This is a genomic window from Pseudomonas sp. AL03, assembly GCF_029960815.1.
Taxonomy (GTDB): Bacteria; Pseudomonadota; Gammaproteobacteria; order Pseudomonadales; family Pseudomonadaceae; genus Aquipseudomonas.
Genome location: NZ_JASBRE010000003.1, coordinates 120,824 through 144,458, shown reverse-complemented (window position 1 = coordinate 144,458; position 23,635 = coordinate 120,824). Strand labels below are relative to the sequence as shown.

Here is a 23,635-nt window from a genome sequence, read left to right as displayed (position 1 = left end):
GCAGAAAACGTAAGGGTTGATCAGTCCTGGCGGCTGGTCACTTCCAGCAGGTGGTAACCGAACTGGGTCTTGACCGGGCCTTGCACCACGTTGATCGGTGCGCTGAAGACCACGGTGTCGAATTCCTTGACCATCTGGCCTGGACCGAACGTACCCAGATCACCGCCCTGGCGGCTGGACGGGCACATGGAGTTGGCTTTGGCGACTTCGGCGAAATCGACGCCGCCCTCGATCTGGGCTTTGAGTTCGTTGCACTTGGCTTCCGAGGCAACCAGGATGTGACGGGCAGTGGCTTTAGGCATGGAAAAATACTCCTTTCAATGTTCAGTAAAATGCGGAGCCTACCGGATTCAGTGGTCTATTTCTTCTCAAAGTTCCGTTCAGACCGCGCAGGCCGGTATGGCATGCCTTTATAGGCCGGCATTTCTCAGGCGCTCCGCATGCTGCACATACAGGGCAATCGGGTCGATGCCCTTACGCAACGGGCCGGCGGTCTGGCTGAGGCTGTCCAGATGATCCAGCGGATAGTCGGAACGAATGACTTTGCCCAAATGAGAGCTGTAGCGGCCAACCAGACCGTCGTTCTGCTCGGCTTCGGTGGTGAAGTAGTGGGAAAAGGCGCGGAGAAACCCATGCAGTGGATTCAGGGCATCGAGCCCTTTGTCGAGGATGTCGCCCTGCAGGGTGCCGCTCCAGGAGTAATAACGTACGCCATTGACCCGTTCGCGACCCTTGCCACCCCAGGTTTTCGGCAATCCCTGGGGGTACTTGTCGTTAAATGCGCCGACGCCTTCGGTGGTCAGGGCATTCAGCGCGGCGATAGCGTTTTGCGGTAGCTGGCGGTTGCCACTGAGCAATGACAGAAAGTCTGCGAACAAGGTGGCAACCGTCTCGGCGACGTGCTCTGGCAGGCGGCCGGGCGTCAGTGCCTTGCGCAGGAAGTCAGCCAGCTCCGAGCCGTGATTCGGTCCACTGACGGACGTCACCGAAGCGATTGCCTCCGGTGCAACCGCCGCCGCATAACGTGCGGCGAGTGCGCCTTGACTGTGACCGATCAAGTTGACTTTGCTCGCACCGGTGCCTTCCAGCACGCGGTCGATCTGCGCCAGGAGTTGGTCGCCGCGGACTTCATTGCTATGGGTAGCCGACACGTGCGGGACAAACACTCTTGCGCCTGCACTTCTGAGGGCCTGCTTGACGTCATGAAAGAGTTCGATCTTGCCGATGCGATCGAAGCCGAAGAGCCCGTGGATCAACAGGATCGGATATTGAGTAGTTGCATTCCGTAGCATGTTCTTTCCTTTTTCGCAGTCGTTCAGCGGTGTGTTGATGGGCTCACTCTAAAGCACACCAGCAGCTCGACGTTGTATGAAAAAGCCGCTGTAACCTGATGAAAACGGAATAGAAAATGTACGAAAGCTCGAAAGTAGATGAGCTCTTGGTCGGAATATTTGGACATCTTTTTATCTGTAACAGAGCGTTTTTCTGCGATGGCCTACTTCGGGAAAACCTTTTGCCTGTTCATCGTGTCTCGATTCCGACTTCCAGTCCTCTATCGAGGACTGGACGAGGGTGTGGCTCACGCCGGTTGTTGATCCCGGTTCTACGCTCTGAGCCGGTCGGCTGCCTGGCGCAACAGCTGTTCCGTCCCGCTCCAGCCAAGGCAGCCGTCCGTGACTGACACGCCGTAACGCATTGACGGGCTCAGCGGTTGGCAGCCTTCGAACAGATGGCTCTCGATCATCATGCCGATCAGCGATCGGTCACCTTGCAGGCGTTGTTCAAGCACGTCGTTGAACACCGCCGGCTGACGCAACGGGTCTTTGCCACTGTTGGCATGGCTGCAGTCGACCATGATCCGTGCCGGGATCTTGAGTTCGGTCAAATCGCTGTGCACCTGGGCGACACTCGCGCGGTCGTAGTTCGGCCCGCGATGGCCTCCGCGCAATACCAGGTGCGTGTCGGGATTGCCCGGGGTCTGAATGATCGCGGGGTAGCCCTGGCTATCGACACCGAAGTGCCGGTGCGGATGGGCGGCAGAGCGCATGGCGTCGCTGGCAACACCGACACCGCCATCGGTGCCGTTCTTGAAGCCGACCGGCATGCTCAGGCCGCTGGCCATTTCCCGGTGGATCTGCGACTCGGTAGTGCGAGCGCCAATGGCGACCCAGCTCAGCAGGTCGTCGAAGTAACCGACGGCCATCGGTTGCAGCAGTTCGGTGGCAATCGGCAGTCCCAGGCGAAGCATTTCACGCATCAGTTCGCGGGACAGCGTCAAACCGCCCGCCATGTCATCGCTGCCATCCAGATGGGGGTCGTAGACCAGGCCTTTCCAGCCGACGGTGGTGCGGGGTTTTTCGATGTAAGCGCGCATTACCAGCAGCACTTCATCGCTGACGTCGGCGGCGAGGCGGGCGAGGTTGCCGGCGTATTCGAGGGCGGACTTTGGATCATGAATCGAGCAGGGGCCGACGATGACTAGCAGACGGGAGTCTTCACCGTTGAGGATCGCGCGAACCGCTTGGCGGTGGGCGGCGACTTGCTGGCTCAGGGCGTTGCTGAGTGGTAATTGCTGTTTGAGTTGCAATGAGCTGGGCAGACGCAAGGTCAGTGCTTCATTGGCAGGGCTCAAGGTGGACAGCGGCAGAGCAGAGACGGACGAGTTCATATTCGGGCTTCCTGGGCTGGCGGCGGGTTCGTTCCCGCGCACTCGGCCCTACTGGGGTGTTCGACAATTGGCCGGATTGGCTGCGTGTGTGTGCTTGCCACCTGTAGGTGACCGATCGGAGGCGGCAGGCTGTCCCGAGCGGAAGCTGGTAAATCGCCAGGCGGTAAAACTGTCGTAACGGTAATAAGTGGCGTAGTTCATTTTTGAATCCTCTGGTTGTCTGGCGTGTCGCTAAAAATGTGCGGGGCTGAAAAAACAAAACCCCCGGTCGGGAAGCCGACCGGGGGTTGAAAATTCTCTGGTGGCGACCCGTTTAAAGTGGGCGCCGTGTGGGTATCAGGCGCGCCAGTGGCTAAACCAATACCCAAAATAAAAGCTGACCGGAGCACCGATGTCGTTCACCCGGGCAGCCGCAACCGAGCGCAGGGCGCTGGCGGTGTGAAGCGGTGAGAGGGTGTTGAGCATGGACTTTCTCCGATGTATAAACCGAGCTTACTCGAGGCCGGTACGCGGATTCAATCAGAAAATGCTATCGATCACCGGCGGCGTTTTCTATCGCTTGAGTGCGTCGCCGGTTGTGACACACTTTGTGCTTCGCTCACGTACAACGTCACAAGGACGAATCATGACGCCACTGATCATCGCCGCTGCTCAATCGATCTCCATCGCCGGTGACCTTGCCGCAAACATTGTGTGGCATCAGCGCTTCATGCACGTTGCCGCAGAGGAAGGCGTGCAATTGCTGGTGTTCCCTGAGTTATCGCTGACCGGGTACGAGCGTGGACTGGCGGCTGAATTGGCCATTGTGCCGCACGCCGAGGTTCTGCAGCCGCTGCGGGATTTCGCGCGGGAAGTCGGTGTGACGGCTGTCGTCGGGATGCCGATTCGGCTGTCGCAGGATTCGCCAGTATTGATTGGGGCGCTGGTATTGGGCGTCGATGGTTCGCTCGGGATCTACAGCAAGCAGCATCTGCATCCGGGCGAGGAAGTGGCATTTGCACCGGGCACCGGCGGTTCGACCCTGGCCATGGGTGCCGATACTGTCGCGTTGGCGGTGTGTGCGGATTTCTCTCACGCCAGTCATGCCGCCGCGGCGGCGCAGCAAGGCGCCGATCTCTATGCCGCGGGCGTGCTAATCACGGAAAACGGCTACGCCCCGGATACCACGTTGTTGAAGGGCTACGCCAGCGCTCATTCGATGGCGGTCCTGATGGCCAACCATGGCGGTGCAACGGGGGGCTGGGAATCGGCAGGGCGCAGCGCGATCTGGTCGTCGGACGGCTCGCTGATTGCGGCCGCACCGGGTACAGGCAACCTGTTGGTCGTGGCTCGCCGCGATGCTGACGGTTGGAAGGGGCAAATAGTGGCTGTTGCGGAGGCTTGATGGCATTTGAATTACGCCCGGCGACGCTCCGGGACCTCGACTTCGCTCGTGAACTGACCCGCCAAAACATGCTGCGCTATTACATCCAGCACGATCTGTTGTGGCAGGACGAAGGTTTCGATGTGGGCTGGGCAGGGCGAGAGAACTGGTTGATTGTGCGCGACGAGACCTTGCTGGGCTACGTCAGTCTGAGCCGTGATGCCAACGCCCTGTACATCCGCGAGTTGCATGTCATCGAAGCGTTTCGAGGGCAGGGCGCCGGTTCCTGGGCAATCGATCAGGTATTTGCCATGGCGTGTAAGGAGTGGCGTCCGGCATTGCGTTTGACGGTTTTTGAAAACAACCCCGCGCAAGGGTTGTATGAGAGAAAGGGCCTGAAGGTAGTCGGCACGGACGAGTGTTTCCTGAGAATGCAGCGCGATATCGATGCCTTGCCTGGCTGAAACACGCATACGACAAGCCTTTCAAGATGTATTGAAACTTTTTATATGACGCTTGCCGCTAGGTCTGCCAGTCGCTTTTTGCTAAGGTGTCGGCAACCCAATAAGACCATATCGCGAGGTGTCTGCTTGATTAGGGTGCTAGTAGTCGATGACCATGATCTCGTTCGTACAGGCATTACACGAATGCTGGCTGACATCGATGGCCTGCAAGTAGTCGGCCAGGCTGAGTCAGGGGAAGAATCCTTGCTCAAGGCGCGTGAGTTGAAACCCGATGTGGTGCTGATGGACGTCAAGATGCCCGGTATCGGTGGTCTTGAAGCCACGCGCAAACTATTGCGCAGCCATCCGGATATCAAAGTCGTCGCAGTCACCGTGTGTGAAGAAGATCCGTTTCCTACAAGGTTGTTGCAGGCGGGTGCCGCGGGTTATCTGACCAAGGGTGCCGGGCTGCCGGAAATGGTCCAGGCCATCCGCCTGGTATTCGCCGGGCAACGCTACATCAGTCCGCAGATTGCACAGCAGCTGGCGATCAAATCCTTCCAGCCGACCAATGATTCGCCTTTCGACGCCTTGTCGGAGCGGGAAATCCAGATCGCGTTGATGATTGTCGGCTGTCAGAAAGTCCAGATCATTTCCGACAAGCTCTGCCTGTCACCAAAAACAGTGAATACCTACCGTTACCGCATTTTCGAAAAGCTTTCGATCAGCAGCGATGTCGAGTTGACGCTGTTGGCGGTTCGTCACGGCATGGTTGATGCTAGCCTCTGAACATGACTGAAGCCTTCGATCCCAGCGCCTTTCTGTCGACAGTCAGTGGGCGTCCCGGTGTGTATCGCATGTTCGACAGCGAGGCACGCCTGCTATACGTCGGTAAGGCCAAGAACCTCAAGAGTCGTCTGTCGAGTTACTTCCGCAAATCCGGTCTTGCGCCCAAGACGGCTGCGCTGGTGGCACGTATCGCTCAGGTCGAAACGACGATTACGGCCAATGAAACCGAAGCCTTGTTGCTTGAGCAGACGCTGATCAAGGAGTGGCGTCCGCCCTACAACATCCTGCTGCGTGACGACAAATCCTACCCTTACGTCTTTCTCTCGGACGGCCAGTTTCCACGCTTGAGCATCCATCGCGGCGCGAAAAAGGCCAAGGGCAAATATTTCGGTCCTTATCCCAGCGCCGGTGCGATTCGTGAAAGCCTGAGCCTGCTGCAGAAGACGTTTTTCGTTCGCCAGTGCGAAGACAGCTATTACAAGAACCGCACGCGTCCTTGCCTGCAATACCAGATCAAACGCTGCAAGGCGCCCTGTGTCGGGTTGGTGGAGCCCGAGGTGTATGCCGAAGATGTGCGGCACTCGGTGATGTTCCTTGAGGGGCGCAGTAATGCACTGACGGATGAGTTGTCCGCAGGAATGGAAGAGGCGGCGATCAACCTCGAGTTTGAGCGTGCGGCTGAGTTGCGGGATCAGATTTCATTACTGCGCCGGGTTCAGGACCAGCAGAGCATGGAAGGCGGGACCGGCGATGTCGATGTGATCGCGGCGTTTGTCAATCCGGGTGGTGCCTGCGTTCATTTGATCAGTGTGCGCGGCGGGCGGGTGCTGGGGAGCAAGAACTTCTTCCCGCAGGTGGGTATTGACGAAGACGTTTCCGAGGTCATGGCGGCGTTTCTCGGCCAGTATTTCATCACCAGTCCAGAACGCGACTTGCCGAGCGAACTGATCGTCAACGTGGTTCACGAAGACTTCCCGACCCTGATCGCGGCCATCGAAGAGTTGCGCGGTCGCGAATTGACCATCAGTCATCGGGTTCGTGGCACGCGAGCACGCTGGCAGCAGTTGGCGGTCACCAATGCCGAACAGGCGCTGGGTGCACGCCTGGCCAATCGTCAGCACGTTGCCGCACGTTTCGATGCGCTGGCAGAAGTGCTGAACCTGGACGAGCCACCACAGCGTCTGGAGTGTTACGACATCAGTCACTCCAGCGGCGAAGCGACCGTGGCATCCTGCGTGGTGTTCGGCCCCGAAGGTCCGATCAAGTCCGACTATCGTCGCTACAACATTGAAGGCGTCACCCCAGGCGATGACTACGCTGCGATGCATCAGGCCCTGACTCGACGCTTCAGCAAACTGAAGGACGGGGAGGGCAAACTACCGGATATTCTGCTGGTAGACGGTGGCAAGGGGCAGTTGTCCATGGCCCGCGACGTGCTCAATGAGCTGGCGGTGCCTGACCTGATTCTGCTGGGCGTGGCCAAGGGCGCCACGCGCAAGGCCGGTTTCGAAACCCTGTACCTGAACGATGCTGCCCACGAGTTTACCTTGCGCGGCGATTCTCCCGCACTGCATTTGATCCAGCAGATACGCGACGAAGCTCACCGTTTCGCGATTACCGGGCACCGCGCACGTCGTGGGAAAACCCGTCGAACGTCTACACTTGAGGGCGTCGCCGGTGTCGGACCGACCCGTCGCCGCGATTTGTTAAAACATTTTGGTGGATTGCAGGAGCTGTCTCGTGCCAGCATCGAAGAAATCGCCAAATCCCCCGGGATCAGTAAAAAGCTCGCAGAGTTGATTTATGCAAATCTGCACAGCGAGTAGAATGCCCCCTCACCTCGTAGCCAGTTGTGCCGATGAATATCCCTAATCTGATTACCGTACTACGCGTCCTGCTCATTCCGATCTTCATATTACTGTTCTACCTGCCTTATCAATGGAGCTACCTGGCGTCCGCCTCGGTCTTCGCATTTGCTGCCGCCACAGACTGGCTCGATGGGTATCTGGCCCGCCGACTGGAACAAAGCACGCCGTTCGGGGCTTTTCTAGATCCCGTTGCTGACAAACTGATGGTCGCTGTTGCGCTGGTATTGCTGGTACAAGAACATGGCAATCTGTGGCTCACGCTGCCGGCCGCTGTGATCATCGGTCGCGAGATAGTCGTCTCGGCACTTCGCGAATGGATGGCCGAACTCGGCGCCCGCGCTCACGTCGCCGTGTCGAACCTGGGTAAATGGAAAACCGCCGCGCAAATGCTGGCCTTGGTGATTCTGCTGGCGAATCCGTCGGATTTCACGTTCTGGGTGTTGGTGGGGTACGTCTTGTTGCTGATATCCGCGGGCCTGACGTTGTGGTCCATGGTCCAATACTTGCGGGCTGCCTGGCCGCACCTGAAGACCGATGTGGAAAAGAAATAAACTTTTTTGAATCAAGGTGTTGACGAGGCTTCTGGATTCTATAGAATGCGCCACACCAAGACGCGGGAATAGCTCAGTTGGTAGAGCACGACCTTGCCAAGGTCGGGGTCGCGAGTTCGAGTCTCGTTTCCCGCTCCAAGCATTAAAAAATGGATCTCTGAAAAGAGGTCCATTTTTTTCGTCCAGAGAAAAGTGGAGTTCCAGCGCCACGGTATAAAATTCCTTTGCTGCAGTCTTTCTCTCCTGACGGGCCGTCAAGGCTGTTGAAAGACCCGGATTCGTTTGCTTCGCAGCTGAAGAAAATCCTTGCTGTTCGCCGCTCCTACGATATCGCGGCCAGTCGCCAAATCCTGATTCCGGATGTCCAGCACTCGGGGCTGCTGATCATGGTCTACGTGGGAGCCGGTGGTCGACATTATCAATGAGCGGGTCGAAGGCGATCTCACGCCTGAGGGCGAATTCACCATCACGCTGGATGCCTATGAAGGATTGGCACTGCGTGTGGTCAGTGGCTCGCCGATGATCTAGGGCCGCTGCGCGGACGTGACCCCGCTGATGTCCGGGCCTGAACGCAATGTGGAAACCATATTTACCCTGCTGATCGCTTTGAAACCGTTAGCTAGATCCAATGGTTTAGGGTTTCCAACAACAACTCAGCCGGTGTCTGCGGCGCAGAGCCAGCCCTCGCAGTTGAAACATTGGCGAAATAATCTGGCCGTATGATTCGCCTCACTGGAATCCGAGGTACTAGAGATGAATCGGCCATCAAGAAGCATGCGCAAACTGCTCGACTCCGTCGCGACCAACAATGAGCACGCGGCGCTGGATGTTATGCGTGCAACTGAGCAGCTTACGGACGAGGTGTTGCGGCAACGTTTGCTCAACCTGGTTCACCTGCTCAATCAGGACGCCGATGACCTGCGATTGGCGCGCGACGACATTCAGGGCGGTGCCATCAAGTTCGCGTGACTGACCGCCTGCGACTTGGCGGGCTGGTTGAACTAACCGTATGTTTGGCGTCGGTACGCATGGCAGCTCCGTCAACGTAGAGTTTCGGCTGTCCAGTGATGTTGGTTTGAGTACAAAAGGGTCCTTCGAGGGCGCTTTGTTGCATGCGCTTTCGGAATTGCAAAGCCGAATTAAGCTGGGCGCGCTGCTAATACCGAGTCGCTGTTCATCAGGTTGCGTTGTTCGAAACTGGTGATGAGAATGGTCGGCAGTTCGAAGTCCTGCACCAGCGAGATCAGACCGGTCTGATGGTCGATCATCAGGACTATAGCGTCGTCTTTGTTCAGGCGGTGTAAGGGGCGTTGCTCATGGTGAAATCCTTTATCGAAGTGGGTTAAAGGCGTCGTTCAACATGGGCTCAGATTAATGATCTACGAGAAGGGGAAAAATAGGGTGAAAACGGTTTGACTGTCAACTCAGGAGGGACAATGCCTGTGGAGATTTCGTTGGTCAAGGAGCGGTACCACTCGGCACCTGTTGAAGTCTTGGCAACCGTCGTCCCACCTAACTGGCCCGCGCTCCCCAAGCGCACCTTGGCCGTTTGAACGCATGCTCTGGCTGCCTTTAACTGCGTAGCGTTGCCAGGGGTTTCGCTGCCTTTACCTCACATCGCGCGTCCATGAATTCGTCGACGAGACGCTGCCGGGCATCTGCAGTTGGGAGGTTGCTGCAACGCCACAGCGGCCCTTTGACGACAAAGTAGCTATCGTTAGGGATTGTTGCCTACATGTCGGAAATGCCTTGTTATTTCAAGTGCCGTGGCTTGGTTCGTACTAGACCGCATCCGGTCACAAAACGATTCTAAGCTGGCAGTCTATACAAGACCGACAAACGACAGGATAACCAGGACGATGACAACGGCCCCAACGATGTAGATGATATTGTTCATAAAAACGACCTCTCTATCTCAACGGGATGTGTGACACCTAGGTGCCTAATACAAATGACACCTTGGCGCTCAGTTCCGTTCCGCACCAGTTTCAGAGGCCGCGCCATCGCACCTAATGTCCGTTGTGATTTTACGAACCTTCTCTCGTCGTCAAACGTTGATTGATCGACGTTTGCGCAAGTGCAAATCCTGTAATTGATGCGACTTAATGAGCAAAGTAAACACGCTTACTTCAGGCAAATCGGAGTTTTTGGTGTAACGTTAGGAGACTAATCACAAAGAGGTTTTCCATGTCCAAGCTCGCCGAATTCCGTCAACTTGAAAAACACCTTGCCGAACAGCTCCAAGCGCTCGAAGCACTGAAGGGGGATGCCGGGCTCAAGCAGGAAATCGAATTCGAAACCAAGCTCCGCGCCCTGCTTGCCAAGTACGGCTACAGCTTGAAAGACGTCGTTAAGTTGCTTGATCCACAGGCCGGTCGTCGTGCTCCAGCTGCCCAGTCGCAATCTGCCACGCGCAAGCCACGTCAGGTGAAGGTCTACAAAAACCCGGAATCTGGCGAAGTCGTCGAAACCAAAGGCGGCAACCACAAAACTCTGAAAGAGTGGAAAGCGAAATACGGCTCCGACACTGTCGAGTCTTGGCTGACCAAGTGATTTGGTTTGGGTACAAGCAAAGGGCCCTACGAGAGCCCTTTCCGTTATCGGATTTCCAGAGCTTTAGGTCTCAGAGCAACACCCACTGATTTACGTATGACCGCTTTTGCGAATGGTCAAAGAATCTTCATCCAACCTAATGTCGCCCACGCCATGAAATACGACAGCTTTCATTTCTCACCTCGTCATTTCTATGAATGACACAAGAAGGCGGAGGATCCTCTGTTGAAAAGGGATCATCCCACTGTCCCAGGCGTCAGCGTAACAAAAGGCCTGCAGCTCGAGCCCGCAAAGCCATCACGAGATTCGGTGGCAGTTTTTTAATTTCGTCAGAACAGAGCGCCAAGTGCCCCCGGGATTCTTTCGATTCATCATCGTATTTTGAAATGTCAGCTAGCACAAAGCTGTATCGACTCAGGTAGGCCGCAGACAAATCATCTGCCAACGCCCTAGCAGGCTCTCCGGCTAACGCCAGACACCATTGCGCAATTTCAATTATTCGTTCGCTTGGTGCTCGCGGTGTTACACCATTTAAGAAATTCAGGATGTATTTGTTATAGAGCAGAGCGCCTTGCTCGGGTTCATCCGTTGGATTTCCCGGACAATGTCGTCGTTCCCAAGGAAGAATGTAAACCATTTTGTCCATCACAGTCTGAAGAACATAATCCGACGGTTTCACCAATCGATGCATAATCTTCTCCTGAAAAAACACGGTTAAGCTATGGTAGCTTATTCGTAGAGGCCAATGGCCTTATGAGGAAAATCATACCGGGACCGGGATGTATATCTAGCTCATTGAGGAGAATGCAACGTTGTGAAACGGTTGACTGCTTGTGGCCGATTGCTGCCTGTCAGGACAGGCTGCCATTGTCCCAGTCCGGAAGTTCGGTTCGCGACCATGGACGACCAATCGGTAGCAGGAGTGTCGTTCGCTTCATGCGAACCCGTGCCCCGCTTTGAACCAATGAGCTACACCCGTTTCTTTGAAGACGCCAGCAAGATCTCGGGGGCTACGCTCGCCGTGGATTGTCTTTAATAGCATGCATAACGACCCTGTAATGAATGGCCGTTAGTATGAATTTCAGAGCGAATTCGCAATGGCTCACTAAAGGATGCTTGGTTCAACAGGTCTTTGAGGTTGTCATGTATAGAGTGGGTACAGGCTATACCAGTGTGTTGGTGAATACGCTCTCGGCTCAAGGTTTGGATGTGATCAATTTATCCCGGGAAACCGGGCTGGATATGATGCTGCTGAGTCAGCAGCAAGCCTTCTACAAACGAAGTGTTATTTACCGTCTGTGGGAATTGGCGGCGCAGGCGTCTGGCGATTCGAATATTGGTCTGAAAGCCTACGGGCATGTACACCCGGGTAACTTCCAGATTGTAGGGTACACGATGATGTCCAGCTTGAATCTGAAGCGGGCGCTGGAACGCCTCGTGCGTTTCAGCCCGTTGATTAGCTCTGGACTTAGTCTGTTTTTGGGTCAAGAAGAGCAGAATTATCGACTGGCCGGGCTGGATCACCAGTGCGACTCGGTCAAGCCACGGCAGTACACCGACGCCGGACTCGCGTCGCTGCTGGGATTCTGTGGTTGGCTGGCCGGTGGCAAGTTGCCGCAACCGTTAAGCGTGGAGTTCACCTATCCCGAACCTGAAGACATCTCGGAGCATCAGCGGTTGTTTGGCTGTGAGCTGCGTTTCGGTGCGGCCTATGACAGCATCCTGTTCGATGGCCAAGAGCTTCTGCGTCCGTTGAGCATGGCCAACGAGGCGTTGGCTGTACTCCATGACAGTTTTGCCGAAGCTCAGCTGGACCTATTGTACGGTTTCACCATTGTATGCAGAATTCGTGGGCTGATCACCGAGCGCCTGAGTCAGGGGCAAGGGCAGTGTGATATGGAATCGATAGCCTCCGCGCTGAACATCAGCAAGCGAACGTTGCAACGAGCACTCGAGAAGGATGGCGCCCAGTTCAAGGACGTGCTGAACGACGTGCGTCGGCAGTTGGCCGACTTCTACCTGCGTCATTCCCATTTCAATATGAAGCACGTGACTCACCTGCTCGGGTTCCACGACCACAGCAGTTTCCACAAAGCTTGCATTCGCTGGTTCGGCATGACGCCCGGTCAGTATCGAGTCGATGAATCCCTGCGAAAGGTCAAGGAAGCCAAGCCTCGTCTAGTTGGCTAAGGCATGCCGGATGACTCGGTGGGTTCGGTAGAACTGGCTGTTGAACTTCATACGATAGTCGCCATCTGAGCCGAGGTTTACGACTGGCACTGTCGTGACGTTATGACCACGGGTTGCCTTGATCCTACTCAAGCCCGAAGGGCTCGCTGGGTCAATCGCGTAGTTGGTGCGAAGGTCAGACAGGGATGTCCACCGCTAAGCGTGTGCGCCACTTCCTCATTGGCAGACTGCGCAGAATTGGGCTTATGGCACGGGAATAGAATTTGCTATTCTGAATAGTGGCGTATTGCCCTAGAGTTAGCCTGTTCTGTTGTTGCAAGCGAAGTCCGAAACCTTGTAAACGTTGAAAAACGTTACCACTCGAAAGGCTGAGATTTTAGCCGAACGCAATAGATGGTTAGATCAGGCACGCAAGCAGCATGAGAATAAGATAGGGACGAGAGCTATGGGGAGTAGAGATCCGAAAGGCTACTATGCCATTCTCAGGGTAGATAACGACGCTGATGGCGCGTTGATCAAAGCCGCCTATCGTCGTCGGGCAATGGAACTACATCCTGATCGGAGCGCGTCAGCAGGCGCGACCAGCCAATTTCAGCACCTCAATGAAGCCTACGCCGTACTCTCCGAACCAGAGTCTCGAGCCGAATATGACACGATGTCGGTCGACGCAGCCGAGGAGGTCTGCGCCGAAGCTTTCGAGGCGCCCAAGCCAATCGTCTGCTCATGTTGCGGCAAAGTCTCTGCCCAGCCTCGTTACGTGATTTTCTTAAAAGCCAAGAGCTTCCTGGTTTTCACAGTACGCTCAATGACCCAAGGGGTTTTTTGCAGCCCTTGTGCCGAAAAAAAGGCACTTCAGGCCACCGCGATTACCTGGGCCTTGGGGTGGTGGGGTTTTCCGTGGGGCCCGATCTATTCCATCCAGGCCCTATGGGTCAATATGCTCGGAGGCAAGCGACCGGTGTTGCCTAACGCGCGATTGGCTGCCCATCAGGCCCGTTTTTTCGCCGCCACAGGCCGCCCCGATATGGCGCGCGCAGTTGCCTTGGATGCGCTTAGCTTGGCGCAAAAAATTCCTCGCAAGAAAAAGTCCGACGGTAGTTACGTCGATGACGAAGGGGCCAAGTTACGCGCACACATTGAAGCGTTTTTAGACGCGCCCAGCGGCAGTAGTGTCCGCCTTAGGAACGCGTGGAAACTCACGCAGCGTCGGTTTTTTGTGCAATTAGGGGTAGTCGCTGTAATTGCCGCTGGCATCTCCTCAGTGATACTGAACGCGCAGACGAACACTTATGCTCCGCCGCGAGGCCCTACGCTATACGTAGCTGAAGCTATGGCGAATGTCGACCACGGCAAGCAGACTTCAACCGCCGGGATACCTTCTCCGAATGCGGCGGGGACAAGCTCAACGCGCCAACCTGTGGCTCAGGCGTACTCGACGAACGCTGGCACTCCGGTCGTCAAACAAGCCTGGGTCAGGCCACCGAAAGCACCAAACGGGCAACCTTGGCCGAGATTGGCCTCTTATTTGAAGGGGTTCCCTCAAACCAACGCTAAGGGGCATTCGACCGTCACCATCGACAACGGCCAGAACAATTCGGACGTCTTTGTAAAGCTAGTATCCCTAGACGGAAATCACGACAAGCCGGCCCGCTTCGTGTTCATTCCTGCACACGGACGCTTTACGGTCAAAGCAGTTACACCTGGTGGTTATGATGTGCGCTATAGGGATCTAGTTTCCGGCAGTCTGTCACGCTCTGAACAGTTCACGCTTGAAGAAAAAAAGACTTCTCGAGGTACGCAATACAGTCACCTCACGCTGACGCTGTATAAAGTCAAAAACGGCACTATGACCACCTTTAATCTTGCCGAAGATGAATTCTGATTATCGGGTGTCCGACACTATACATTTGACCTGTTCGATTTGGGGTAGATCACTCCGTTGCCATAACAGGGAGTGCGGCAAGTCGATAGTTCTGTCGTGACCTAAATGCATCGAACATATAACGCCACCGTTCAGAGAATGACTTTGTCCCTCAGACTAGTCCAAAGCAGGGGCTCTGTGCGCTACGCTCAGAACCCCTGTTACAACGGTCGTTAAGAAGTTGATGTGACGCGCCCCTCATTAACTGCCGCAGATTTCGGGCAGGTCACCAAAATACGGTGTTCTATCCCATCGTCCAGCAATCCTAACGTCGCATCGTTGAGTAGCTTGCCATCCAGACTGAGGGTGTGTGTTGCGTCTTCGTTTTGGCGCACCTCGATGTGGTAGAGGGTTGCGCCGAACCAATAGTGGAGGGTGAAACCCGGCCAATCGGCTGGCAGCACCGGTTCAATGCGCAGCGAGTTGGCGCAGCGTTTCAGCCCCAGCAGTGATTCGACGATCAGGCGATACATCCAGCCCGCCGATCCGGTGTACCAGGTCCATCCGCCGCGTCCTGTGTGGGGCGCAACCCCGTAGACGTCGGCGGCCATCACGTAAGGCTCAACCTTGTACGTTTCGATTTGTGCAGCGCTGCGACGGCTGACGGGATTGATCATGCGCAGCAGCTCCCACGCCTTGTGGCTGTCGCCGAGACGGGCGAAGGCCATACTTGCCCAGACAGCAGCGTGCGTGTATTGGCCACCGTTTTCGCGTACACCAGGGACGTAGCCTTTGATGTAGCCGGGATCCAGTGCACCCTTGTCGAACGGCGGGTCCAGTAATAACACCACGCCGGTATCGCGCCGGACCAAGTGCAGATCCAGTGAATCCATGGCCGTTCGGCGCCGTACCTGCGATGCAGCCCCGCTGAGCACCGACCAGCTTTGCGCTATGGAGTCGATACGACATTCCTCGTTACTCGCAGAGCCCAATACCTGGCCGTCGTCGAAGTAAGCGCGGCGGTACCAAGCGCCATCCCAACCGTGATTTTCCAGGCTCACACGCAAGGTTGCCGCCTGGTCGGTACAACGCTGGGCGAAGACCCTATCGCCTTCCAGCTGCGCAGTACTGGCGAATTGCAGCAGCACCTCGTAGCCGAAGAAGCCAAGCCAGACGCTCTCACCAAGGCCTTGCTCGCCAACTCGATTCATTCCGTCATTCCAGTCCCCGCCCCCCATCAACGGCAGCCCATGGGATCCGCGCTTGAGGCCATGCTCAATGGCGCGCACGCAATGTTGGTAGAGGCTTTCCTGGAGTTGCGAAGTGCCGGGCAGATCGTAGTAGGAGTCTTCGCCAGCATTCAGTGCGCGTCCCTCGATATAACCCACCACTTCGCTCAGTACACTACGATCACCGGTGATGGACACGTAGCGGCTGGTTGCCAGGGGTAACCAAAGAAAGTCGTCGGAACAGCCCGTTCGCACACCCCGACTTTGCGGTGGATGCCACCAGTGTTGTACGTCGCCTTCGGGGTACTGATGCGCGGCGCAGAGCAGCAGGTGGCGGCGCGCGGCAGCCGGGTCGGCATGGATCATTGCCATGCTGTCCTGCAATTGATCACGAAAGCCAATGGCTCCGCCGGATTGGTAATAGCCGCTACGCGCCCAGAAGCGGCACGCGATGACCTGATACATCAGCCAGCCGTTGACGAGCACATCGATGGCTGGATCGGGCGTCTGAATTTGTATGGCCCCCAAGGTCGTGCGCCAATGCAAGCGCACAGCGTCCAGTTCACCTGCCGTGGCCTTGGCGCCGCGGTACTTTTGCACCAGGTGGGTGGCTGATTTGGCGTCCTGCCCGGCGCCGAGACGGAACACCACGTCCTGGCTTTCGCCGTCCGCCAGTTCCAGTGCGACCTGCATCGCTGCGCACGGGTCGAAACCACCACCACACCGTCCGGACAGTCGGGCACGAGACAGTGCTGCAGGCGTTTGCAGGGTTCCGTTGCGACCCATAAATTCGGCACGATCACCGCTAAAACTGCGCCCCGTCGAGTCCGTGTCGAGAAAGGCGATGCGCCCGGAGAACTCGATCGAAAAGGCGTTGCGCGCGAATAGCGCGCCACTGAATGGGTCCACCTCCGTGACCACATGCATGGCCGACTTGCTCCGCAAATCCCCCAGTACCCACTCCACATAGCACGTTGCCGACAAACGTCGTGGCCGGCCGCTGGTATTGCGAATTTTCAGGCGCGAGAATTTGATCGGTGCATCCAGCGCCACATAGACCCACAACTCGGTATGGATGCCGTCCTCTTCATACTCGAATACGCTGTAGCCGAAACCATGGCGAGTACGGTAAAGGCCACTACCTGGGCAGGGTTGTGGGGTCGGCGACCAGAAGTGGCCGGTATCTTCGTCGCGCAGGTACAACGCCTCACCGCTGGGGTCAGAGATTGGGTCGTTATGCCAAGGGGTGAGACGATATTCGTGAGCATTCTCGCTCCAGGTGTAAGCGGCGCCGCTTTCGGAAATCACCGTGCCGAAGTGCGCATTGGCCAGCACATTGGCCCAAGGCGCGGGTGTGGGTTGGCCTGGTCGCAGGGTCACTACGTATTCATTACCGTCCGGGCTGAAGCCACCGTAGGGATTGCTCAATATCAAGGCAGGGTCGGTTTGTGCGGCACAAACCACAGGTGGTTGTTCCACTCGTACAAGACTCGGTTCGAGCCTGGGGAGCAGAGGGTCCGCGCGGCGCCGATGGACCTGGTCGGCCAGGCTGCCGTGGCCGTCATTGAGTACCAGGCGGGCCACCGATAGCATCAGTGTCCGGTCCTCGCCCGACAACTGTTGTGCCTGGCGCACAAAAATCCCGCCAGGACGGTCGACCAGGCTCGCTTCACTGCCCGAGGTAACCAGTCCCATAATCAGGTCTTGCAGTTGCTGGCGATAGCCGGCCTGATCCTCGTTCCAGATCACCAGATCGACCGACAGGCCCTTCTGACGCCAATAGGCATGAGCTTTGACCACCTGCTGCACAAACTCGATGTTAGCCAGATCGCTGATCTGCAGCAGCACGATGGGCAAGTCACCCGATATCGCTTGACCCCAGAGGCTGGACTGGTTACGCCGGTTGGCCACCAGTACGCTGCTCTCGGCCCGTAATGCAGCGTTGGCGTAGATGATCGACGCGGCCATTTGCTCGAACAGACGGGCGTCGCTCAATGAAGCGTTGAGCTGGCGCAGCAGCACCTGGCTATGGGTCCAGGCCAAGTCAAAGACGCGATCGGCCAGATGACGGTCGCGGTACTTGTCGATCAGGTGCAGGCAGTTGTCACGGCTGTCGGCAAGGCCGGTCACCAGGTCGATGGTCGCCGTCTGACCGGGGTCCAGGGTGATGCGACAACGTATCGCTACAATCGGATCAAGTACCGGGCCGGCGGTTCCTGATAAATGTTCGACCTCATCGTCCATTGCCGCCGGGGCCACGACACTGCGCCCACGGCCGATAAAGCGCGCACGGTCGGTCTCGTAGGAGAGCGCATCGACATGTACACCATGCGCTGCCAGCAAATGACACATCCAGGGCACTGTTTCCTGGCTGGAGCGTGGCCGACGCGTGCAGATGATTGCCTGCAGCGGGTGCAACAGCTCGGTCTGCACGAACAGATTGCTAAAGGCTGGGTGCATCGCATCGCTGATGGCCGAAGCCAGCACTACCTCGGCGTAGCTGGTGAGTTCAATACTGCGGCGCGCTTGCGCGCGGTTGGTGATGTGCAAGCGGCGCAACTCGATGTCGTCCTCCGGTGATACGACGATTTCGGTATGCGTGTCGAAGTCTTGCTCACGCACACGGAATTCGGCACGGGCATCAGTGAAGATGGCTTCGTAGCTTTCCGAATGGCGCAACGTCGGTTGGTGCGCAGCGGACCAGAACGTGCCGCTTGCAACATCGCGCAGGTAACAAAACATACCCCAGTTGTCGCAGGTGAAGTCTTCATGCCAACGGGTGACAGCAATCTCGTTGCTGCGGCTGTAACCTGAGCCGGCACTGCTGACCATCACATGGTAGCGGCCGTTGGAGAGCAACTGCACCGCAGGGCGTTTGCGGTCAGGATCGGAAAAGACTCGCAGCTTGGTTTCATGTATTCGTGATGCCCGGTCCGCAGCCGGCGCGCTCGCGGCATGCAGGTACTGTGCGGCGGTCTTCGGCACACGCTCCTGCAACAGCAGGGTGGTCGCCTGGAATTGCGGGTCGGATTCGAAACGTCGCTGCATCGGACGGTCAAGTAGCAAGAAAGTCAGCGCGAGCAGGCTCATGCCCTGGTGATGCGCCATAAAGGAATAGACGACTGCGCAACGCTGCCCGCGTTGCAAGCGCGCCGCGGTGAAATCCACGGCTTCATATAGGCCGTAGCGCCCGGCCAGGCCCAGCGCGGCCAGTCGCTGCAGGTTCCGGCACGAGGCCTCGGGGGCCACCATCAGCGCCAGGGCGCTGGCATAGGGGGCGACAACGGTGTCTTCGCCAAGGCCTCGCTTGAGACCCAGGCCTGGTACACCGAATGCGCGATACTGGTAGTTGAAGTGAGCATCCTGAATGTTGTAACCCGACTCGGAAACCCCCCAGGGAATGCCCAACTGATTGCCGTACTCTATCTGCAAGGCGACCGCCGCGCGGCAGGTCTGGTCGAGCAGGGTACCTTCGTAGTTGGGCATTACCAGCATGGGCATCAGGTACTCGAACATCGAGCCAGTCCATGACAACAGCACGGGTATGCCGCCGCTGCTGGTGAGCAGTCTTCCAAGGCTAAACCAGCCTTCTTGAGGTAACTGACCTTGAGCGATAACCACATAGTTGGTCAGTCGCGCCTCCGAGGCCAGCAAGTCGTAGTAACCCGTATCCAGCTTGTGCTCGCTGGCGTTATAGCCAATAGCGAAAAGATTGCGCCGGGAATCATAGAGAAAAGTGAAGTCCATGTTCGCCATGGTGTCGGCCAGATTGGCCAGGCGGGTGACCGAGGCAATGCGCTGCACAGCCAGGCGCTGCACGGACGTCACTTGAGCCTGCTGAGCCGGCAACCAGCGAGCGACATCGATTTGCGCCAATTGGCGCCAGCTGAGTGCCAACGGCTCTGTCCTGTCGATGGCGGGCGGCAGTCTAAAGCGCAGCAGCTCGGCCTGCAGATCCTGACATTGCGCGCACAATGCCTTGAGCCAGAAAGCGGCCTCACCGACCGTCGCCAAGCCGCTGAGGGCAGTGGGTGCATTCATGCGCTCCAGCAAGGTCAGGAGCGTCTCGGGGGCGTCGTCAGGGTTCGAAACAATCCGGGCCTGCGCCCCGAGCGCTTCGTCTTGCAGGGTTCGTACCTCGGCGTCGTCCAGGCCCGCGGCGAGTAGGGTGTCTTGCAGCACATTCAGGGTGTCGATCAGCCCATTGACCACCCGCAGATCAAACAGTGGCGCATCAATCAGGTCCAACAGCCCTGGGCGCAAGGTCAATAGCAGCCCTGCCAGATTCCCGCTATCTACCGTCGATACGTAGAGCGGTGGCAAGGGCTTGAGCGTCAAGGTGTCATACCAGTTGTAGAAGTGCCGGCGGTAGCTCTCCAGGCCGGCCATACTGGACAAGGACTGATCGAGGCGCTCCAGTAGCCGCTCGCCACTCAGATAGCCAAAATCGTGCGCGGCCAGATGGGACAGCAGCGCCATGCCCATATTGGTCGGCGATGTACGGTGTGCAATGGCAAGGTGGGGCTGCTCCTGGATGTTGTCAGGGGGTAGCCAGTTGTCGGCCGGACCGACGTATTGATCGAAGAACGCCCAGGTTTTTCGCGCCAGAGAGCGCAGGAAGCGCAGCTCCTGCGCTGAAGGATTGAACTTCGCCCGGGGGGAAGGCCGGCTGAGCCACCAAGCGACAGCCGGGCTCGTCAGCCACAGCAGCAAAAATGGTCCGGCCAAGGCGAGCACGTTCGGAGTGGGTAGTAACAGTACAAAAAGGACCGTCGTCAGCAATGGGGCTATCCACATTGTGCGGTACAGCTCGGATAGCGTGTTGCTGTCGCTGCGTTCCACTTCCCGTGAAGGGTTCCACTGCAACAGACGACGCTTGCTGATCAGCATGCGCCACAGCGTACGGCCGATTGCATCCAGGCTGTATAACGCTTCGAACGGCAACCAGACCAGAGGAAGGACCGCCCGCATAAAGTGTTGGCTGGAGGTGCCCAGGGCCGCGGTCAAATGCTGCTCGATCGGAACGTCGACGGTTTTGTGCATGAGCTCGTGCAAGGCGCTCGACAGCGGTGGGATCAGTACCAGGATAAGCACCGCGAAGGTCCACGAACGAGGCTCCATTGCTCCAAGCCAGCCCCACAGCAACATTATCAGGAAAGCGCTCGGCTCCAGACTGCGCCGAAGATTGTCAAAAATTTTCCAGCGCGCCACGGCGCAAAGACGATTGCGCTCCAGCCCTCCACCTGCCTTGGGCGTCCAGGGCATGACCCAAGGCAGCAACTGCCAGTCCCCGCGAATCCAGCGATGCCGGCGCTTGACGTCGGCGCTGTAACGGGCGGGGTATTCTTCAAACAGTTGCACGTCGCTGAGTAACCCCGAGCGGGCATAACAACCCTCGATCAGGTCGTGGCTCAGGATGCGGTTCTCCGGGAAACATCCTTCCAGGGCGTGCTCGAAAGCATCCACGGCGTAGATGCCTTTGCCAATGAATGAACCTTGCTGGAAAAGATCCTGATAGACGTCCGAAACAGCGCGGGTGTAAGGATCGACGCCTGCATCGTTTCCGAACAGCCGGGCATAGGAAGAGCGTGCAGTGCTCGGCAGGCTGATGCCCACTCGCGGTTGCAAAATCGCATAACCGCTGCTGATATGGCCCTTGTGCGGGTCGAACACGGGGTGGTTGAGCGGGTGCTCCATCGCGCCGATGCATCGCTGTGCAACATCACGCGGTAATTGAGTATCAGTGTCGAGGGCGATCACGTAACGAACGGCAGTCAGTGCCTGGATATTGCCCACGATCAGTGAAAAGTACTCCTGGCCCCGGCCTCGCAGCAGGGCATTGAGCTCGGCGAGTTTGCCGCGTTTGCGCTCATAGCCCATCCAGGTCTGCTCGGCCTCGTTCCAGCGTCTTGGTCGATGCAACAGGAAAAAGCGGTCATTGTGTGGGTCGGGGTATTTCTGATTTAACCCTTCAATCAACCGCCGTGCCAGCAACATCAGGCTCGCATCCTGCTCCAGCTCCTGGGTGGGGGCGTCCATGAAATCGGTGAGCAGGGCGAAGTGCAGATTGGCATCCCGATTGGCCAGGAAGCGTACTTCCAGGCCTTCGACCAACTCTTCGACATCCACGCAATGGGCTATCAGGGTGGGAATGACCACCAACGTGCGCGCTTGCAGCGCGATACCCTGGCTGTAATCCAGCCGGGGAACAAAGCTGGGGGGCAGGGTGAGAGTGATCAGCCAATTGACCAGCCCGATGGCCAGGCGGCTGGACATCAGCAGCGTGGGTATCGCGAGCAATACCAGCAGGTATCCAGGCCTTGCGTCGCGATAAACGGCCTCAAGGAAAGGCCAGGCGAACAGCGTTGACAGGATCATCACCAGACCCAAGTAGAAGGTCAGCGGTACGCGAAGCAGCAGGCGTGGCCATTGCTCGCCCAAGGGCACTCGAGCGGCGATTCGATGCTCGAGCTGATTGAGTCCGGGGCCCACCAGGTAGTAACCCACATGTCCAGCCACATCACCCTCGGGCGGAGGCCTTATCCGGGTATCGGCCAGGGCGATGGCCGCTTGCGCGACGCTATTTTCAGCCTGGTCACAATTCCTGGCCAAGCGTTCGACCACATGCCGATAGTGATCTCGGGTCGCGAAATCCATACGCGCGTAGATCCCTGCCGGGTCTGTGCGCAACACTTGCTCGACGTGGCTCAGGTGTTCGACGAACTCCTGCCAGTCGATGGCCGACAGCAGACGCAAGCTGGCGATACTGTTGCTGATGGACACCTGATCGGCGGCTTGCTGCTGGGCATCCACCTGCACCAGGCGCTCGATGTTGAGTCCTGACTCGCTGAGCATCTGCTCGATCCAGGCCAATGGCAGTATCAGCGCGGCACTTTGCCCTTGTAGCCGTCGCGCCAGTTCAGCGACGAATGATGAGGTCATCGGCGGCTCCGAGCGCGCCATGTCAGCGACCGTCAGGACCACGCTTTTGGCATCGCGCTCGGCGGTTTCGATCAAGTGATCGGCCCAGTCATTGGCCAGGTTGCGGTCATCCCAGTTAGCCATGACTCGCGAAGCTACTCGCCGCAGATTCTCGATCAGAGCCAGGCGTAGCATGATCGGAATCGCCCACAATTCGCCGAGTGTGAGTGGTGTTATCGTCTGATAGAACACTACAAAACGGCTCAGACTCTCCTCATCGACCCTGCCGTCGCCATGTGAAATGGTCTCCAGAGCGATGTCGTAGACCCGTGGCAATCCTGCCGACGGGCCATCGGCCAATTGCGGCAACTCACGGCTGTAGCCTCGGGGCAGGTGAGACTTGGCGGTGCGGATTTGTTCTTCGACCAGGTAATAGTTGTCCAATAACCATTCCGCTGCCGGTGTTGCACGCCGGGCGGACAACGGTGCCGCAGTGAGCGCCTTGCAGCTACTGGCTAGCGTCGTCTCGTTGTCGGCCAAGCGCGCCAGCAGCGAGTCTTTCGTCGTGCGGCTGCTAATACGGTGCTGTTGGGCGAGTAGCGTTCCATGGCTGGCCATCTGTTCGGCGCTGAACAACTCCGAGCGCAGCAGTGATTCGTACTCGAATTTACGACGTGATTCGCTCCACTGGCGATAGTAAATGGCAGGCAGACGCCAGAACCGGAAGAAGACGTGGGTCCAATGACTGTCCATGTTTCCTTGCATGACACGCCCTCGACGAATGGAGTGATGAGGGTGGGAGTACTCCCGACGCAGTTCTTGACCTGATGGCTGCGTCACGAGCACCTTGCAGCGCACCACTACGGCTGGCTTGGAGTCTGCCAAAGGAGCTGATCTATGTTTGTATGCCTAGCGAGCATAGCTGCGTCAGCGGCTGATCGGAATTTTATGTCCACCCTGACTTATGAGCACCGATAACCTTCGGACTTATTCAGGATGGGCTAAGGGCTGCAGGACTAATGGAGAGCCTGAAGCGGACCTCGAAAGACTTCAACGATGGGCGGGCCTGGCCTGAGCGCATTCGGGGACACCGACAGGGCATCTCACCGCAGAAAAGCCGGGCGAGGATTTTTTGTTTTTAAATACAAGGGATTTGCGAGGGCCGAAGGAATGTGCGACAAGACGTTTATCTATATTTC

15 protein-coding genes, 1 tRNA gene and 3 pseudogenes are annotated in these 23,635 nt (G+C 57.4%); 11 read left to right on the top strand and 8 right to left on the bottom strand.

Going from position 1 to position 23,635, the window contains the following annotated elements:
* Window positions 1-20: 20 nt before the first annotated feature.
* The 4 genes from QK293_RS04755 to QK293_RS04740 form a co-directional block, all read right to left on the bottom strand.
* Window positions 21-302, bottom strand: a complete 282-nt coding sequence (locus QK293_RS04755) for a peptidylprolyl isomerase (protein WP_282375915.1) — start codon at window positions 300-302, stop codon at window positions 21-23.
* 108 nt (window positions 303-410) lie between these two features.
* Window positions 411-1,292 (bottom strand): triacylglycerol lipase, encoded by an 882-nt coding sequence (locus QK293_RS04750; RefSeq protein ID WP_282375914.1) that lies wholly within the window; start codon window positions 1,290-1,292, stop codon window positions 411-413.
* 311 nt (window positions 1,293-1,603) lie between these two features.
* The gene (locus QK293_RS04745; RefSeq protein WP_282375913.1) at window positions 1,604-2,668 is read right to left on the bottom strand and encodes a 3-deoxy-7-phosphoheptulonate synthase; all 1,065 of its coding nucleotides are present in this window, start codon (window positions 2,666-2,668) and stop codon (window positions 1,604-1,606) included.
* A gap of 336 nt (window positions 2,669-3,004) precedes the next feature.
* Window positions 3,005-3,133: a hypothetical protein gene (locus tag QK293_RS04740; RefSeq protein WP_282375912.1), complete on the bottom strand. Its 129-nt coding sequence runs from the start codon at window positions 3,131-3,133 to the stop codon at window positions 3,005-3,007.
* Window positions 3,134-3,293: 160 nt separating this feature from the next.
* On the opposite strand from QK293_RS04740, the gene QK293_RS04735 reads away from it, so the two are divergent.
* The 8 genes and pseudogenes from QK293_RS04735 (at window position 3,294) to QK293_RS04700 (ending at window position 8,651) form a co-directional block, all read left to right on the top strand.
* Window positions 3,294-4,052 carry a carbon-nitrogen hydrolase family protein gene (locus tag QK293_RS04735; protein ID WP_282375910.1) on the top strand — a complete coding sequence of 253 codons (759 nt, stop codon included), beginning with the start codon at window positions 3,294-3,296 and terminating at the stop codon, window positions 4,050-4,052.
* Window positions 4,052-4,495: a GNAT family N-acetyltransferase gene (locus QK293_RS04730; RefSeq protein WP_282375908.1), complete on the top strand. Its 444-nt coding sequence runs from the start codon at window positions 4,052-4,054 to the stop codon at window positions 4,493-4,495. Before QK293_RS04735 ends, QK293_RS04730 begins: the two co-directional genes overlap by 1 nt.
* A gap of 126 nt (window positions 4,496-4,621) precedes the next feature.
* The gene (gene uvrY / locus QK293_RS04725) at window positions 4,622-5,263 is read left to right on the top strand and encodes a UvrY/SirA/GacA family response regulator transcription factor (protein WP_008015884.1); all 642 of its coding nucleotides are present in this window, start codon (window positions 4,622-4,624) and stop codon (window positions 5,261-5,263) included.
* Window positions 5,264-5,265: 2 nt separating this feature from the next.
* A complete protein-coding gene (gene uvrC, locus QK293_RS04720; protein WP_282375907.1) occupies window positions 5,266-7,089 on the top strand; it encodes an excinuclease ABC subunit UvrC in 1,824 nt (607 codons plus the stop codon).
* 32 nt (window positions 7,090-7,121) lie between these two features.
* Complete coding sequence (gene pgsA / locus QK293_RS04715) at window positions 7,122-7,682, top strand: CDP-diacylglycerol--glycerol-3-phosphate 3-phosphatidyltransferase (protein WP_282375906.1); 561 nt, start codon at window positions 7,122-7,124, stop codon at window positions 7,680-7,682.
* 62 nt (window positions 7,683-7,744) lie between these two features.
* Window positions 7,745-7,820: transfer RNA gene (locus tag QK293_RS04710), tRNA-Gly, on the top strand.
* A 125-nt stretch (window positions 7,821-7,945) separates the two neighbouring features.
* Window positions 7,946-8,210: pseudogene (locus QK293_RS04705) on the top strand (maltose alpha-D-glucosyltransferase); the annotation flags it as partial.
* A gap of 225 nt (window positions 8,211-8,435) precedes the next feature.
* Window positions 8,436-8,651 (top strand): hypothetical protein, encoded by a 216-nt coding sequence (locus tag QK293_RS04700; protein WP_282375905.1) that lies wholly within the window; start codon window positions 8,436-8,438, stop codon window positions 8,649-8,651.
* A 257-nt stretch (window positions 8,652-8,908) separates the two neighbouring features.
* Here QK293_RS04700 and QK293_RS04695 read toward each other — a convergent pair.
* Together QK293_RS04695 and QK293_RS04690 are read right to left on the bottom strand one after the other, a co-directional pair.
* A pseudogene (locus QK293_RS04695) lies at window positions 8,909-8,977 on the bottom strand (hydrolase); the annotation flags it as partial.
* Window positions 8,978-9,106: 129 nt separating this feature from the next.
* Window positions 9,107-9,407: pseudogene (locus tag QK293_RS04690) on the bottom strand (hypothetical protein).
* A 462-nt stretch (window positions 9,408-9,869) separates the two neighbouring features.
* Between QK293_RS04690 and QK293_RS04685 the strand changes: the two are divergent.
* On the top strand, window positions 9,870-10,235 hold the full coding sequence (locus QK293_RS04685) for a histone-like nucleoid-structuring protein, MvaT/MvaU family (protein WP_282375904.1): 366 nt from the start codon (window positions 9,870-9,872) through the stop codon (window positions 10,233-10,235).
* A gap of 256 nt (window positions 10,236-10,491) precedes the next feature.
* Here the strand turns inward: QK293_RS04685 and QK293_RS04680 are convergent, their stop codons facing one another.
* A complete protein-coding gene (locus tag QK293_RS04680) occupies window positions 10,492-10,926 on the bottom strand; it encodes a hypothetical protein (protein ID WP_282375903.1) in 435 nt (144 codons plus the stop codon).
* 518 nt (window positions 10,927-11,444) lie between these two features.
* Here QK293_RS04680 and QK293_RS04675 point away from each other — a divergent pair.
* Both QK293_RS04675 and QK293_RS04670 read left to right on the top strand, forming a co-directional pair.
* The gene (locus QK293_RS04675) at window positions 11,445-12,425 is read left to right on the top strand and encodes an AraC family transcriptional regulator (protein ID WP_282375901.1); all 981 of its coding nucleotides are present in this window, start codon (window positions 11,445-11,447) and stop codon (window positions 12,423-12,425) included.
* Window positions 12,426-12,870: 445 nt separating this feature from the next.
* Window positions 12,871-14,307, top strand: a complete 1,437-nt coding sequence (locus QK293_RS04670) for a J domain-containing protein (RefSeq protein ID WP_282375900.1) — start codon at window positions 12,871-12,873, stop codon at window positions 14,305-14,307.
* Window positions 14,308-14,519: 212 nt separating this feature from the next.
* On the opposite strand, the gene QK293_RS04665 is transcribed toward QK293_RS04670, so the two are convergent.
* A complete protein-coding gene (locus tag QK293_RS04665; protein ID WP_282375898.1) occupies window positions 14,520-23,189 on the bottom strand; it encodes a glucoamylase family protein in 8,670 nt (2,889 codons plus the stop codon).
* Window positions 23,190-23,635 lie beyond the last annotated feature (446 nt).

Coding starts and splice junctions, on each gene's coding strand:
- QK293_RS04755 (WP_282375915.1), bottom strand. CDS start 302: ATGCCTAAAGCCACTGCCCGTCACATCCTGGTTGCCTCGGAAGCCAAG.
- QK293_RS04750 (WP_282375914.1), bottom strand. CDS start 1,292: ATGCTACGGAATGCAACTACTCAATATCCGATCCTGTTGATCCACGGG.
- QK293_RS04745 (WP_282375913.1), bottom strand. CDS start 2,668: ATGAACTCGTCCGTCTCTGCTCTGCCGCTGTCCACCTTGAGCCCTGCC.
- QK293_RS04740 (WP_282375912.1), bottom strand. CDS start 3,133: ATGCTCAACACCCTCTCACCGCTTCACACCGCCAGCGCCCTGCGCTCG.
- QK293_RS04735 (WP_282375910.1), top strand. CDS start 3,294: ATGACGCCACTGATCATCGCCGCTGCTCAATCGATCTCCATCGCCGGT.
- QK293_RS04730 (WP_282375908.1), top strand. CDS start 4,052: ATGGCATTTGAATTACGCCCGGCGACGCTCCGGGACCTCGACTTCGCT.
- uvrC (WP_282375907.1), top strand. CDS start 5,266: ATGACTGAAGCCTTCGATCCCAGCGCCTTTCTGTCGACAGTCAGTGGG.
- pgsA (WP_282375906.1), top strand. CDS start 7,122: ATGAATATCCCTAATCTGATTACCGTACTACGCGTCCTGCTCATTCCG.
- QK293_RS04700 (WP_282375905.1), top strand. CDS start 8,436: ATGAATCGGCCATCAAGAAGCATGCGCAAACTGCTCGACTCCGTCGCG.
- QK293_RS04685 (WP_282375904.1), top strand. CDS start 9,870: ATGTCCAAGCTCGCCGAATTCCGTCAACTTGAAAAACACCTTGCCGAA.
- QK293_RS04680 (WP_282375903.1), bottom strand. CDS start 10,926: ATGCATCGATTGGTGAAACCGTCGGATTATGTTCTTCAGACTGTGATG.
- QK293_RS04670 (WP_282375900.1), top strand. CDS start 12,871: ATGGGGAGTAGAGATCCGAAAGGCTACTATGCCATTCTCAGGGTAGAT.
- QK293_RS04665 (WP_282375898.1), bottom strand. CDS start 23,189: ATGGACAGTCATTGGACCCACGTCTTCTTCCGGTTCTGGCGTCTGCCT.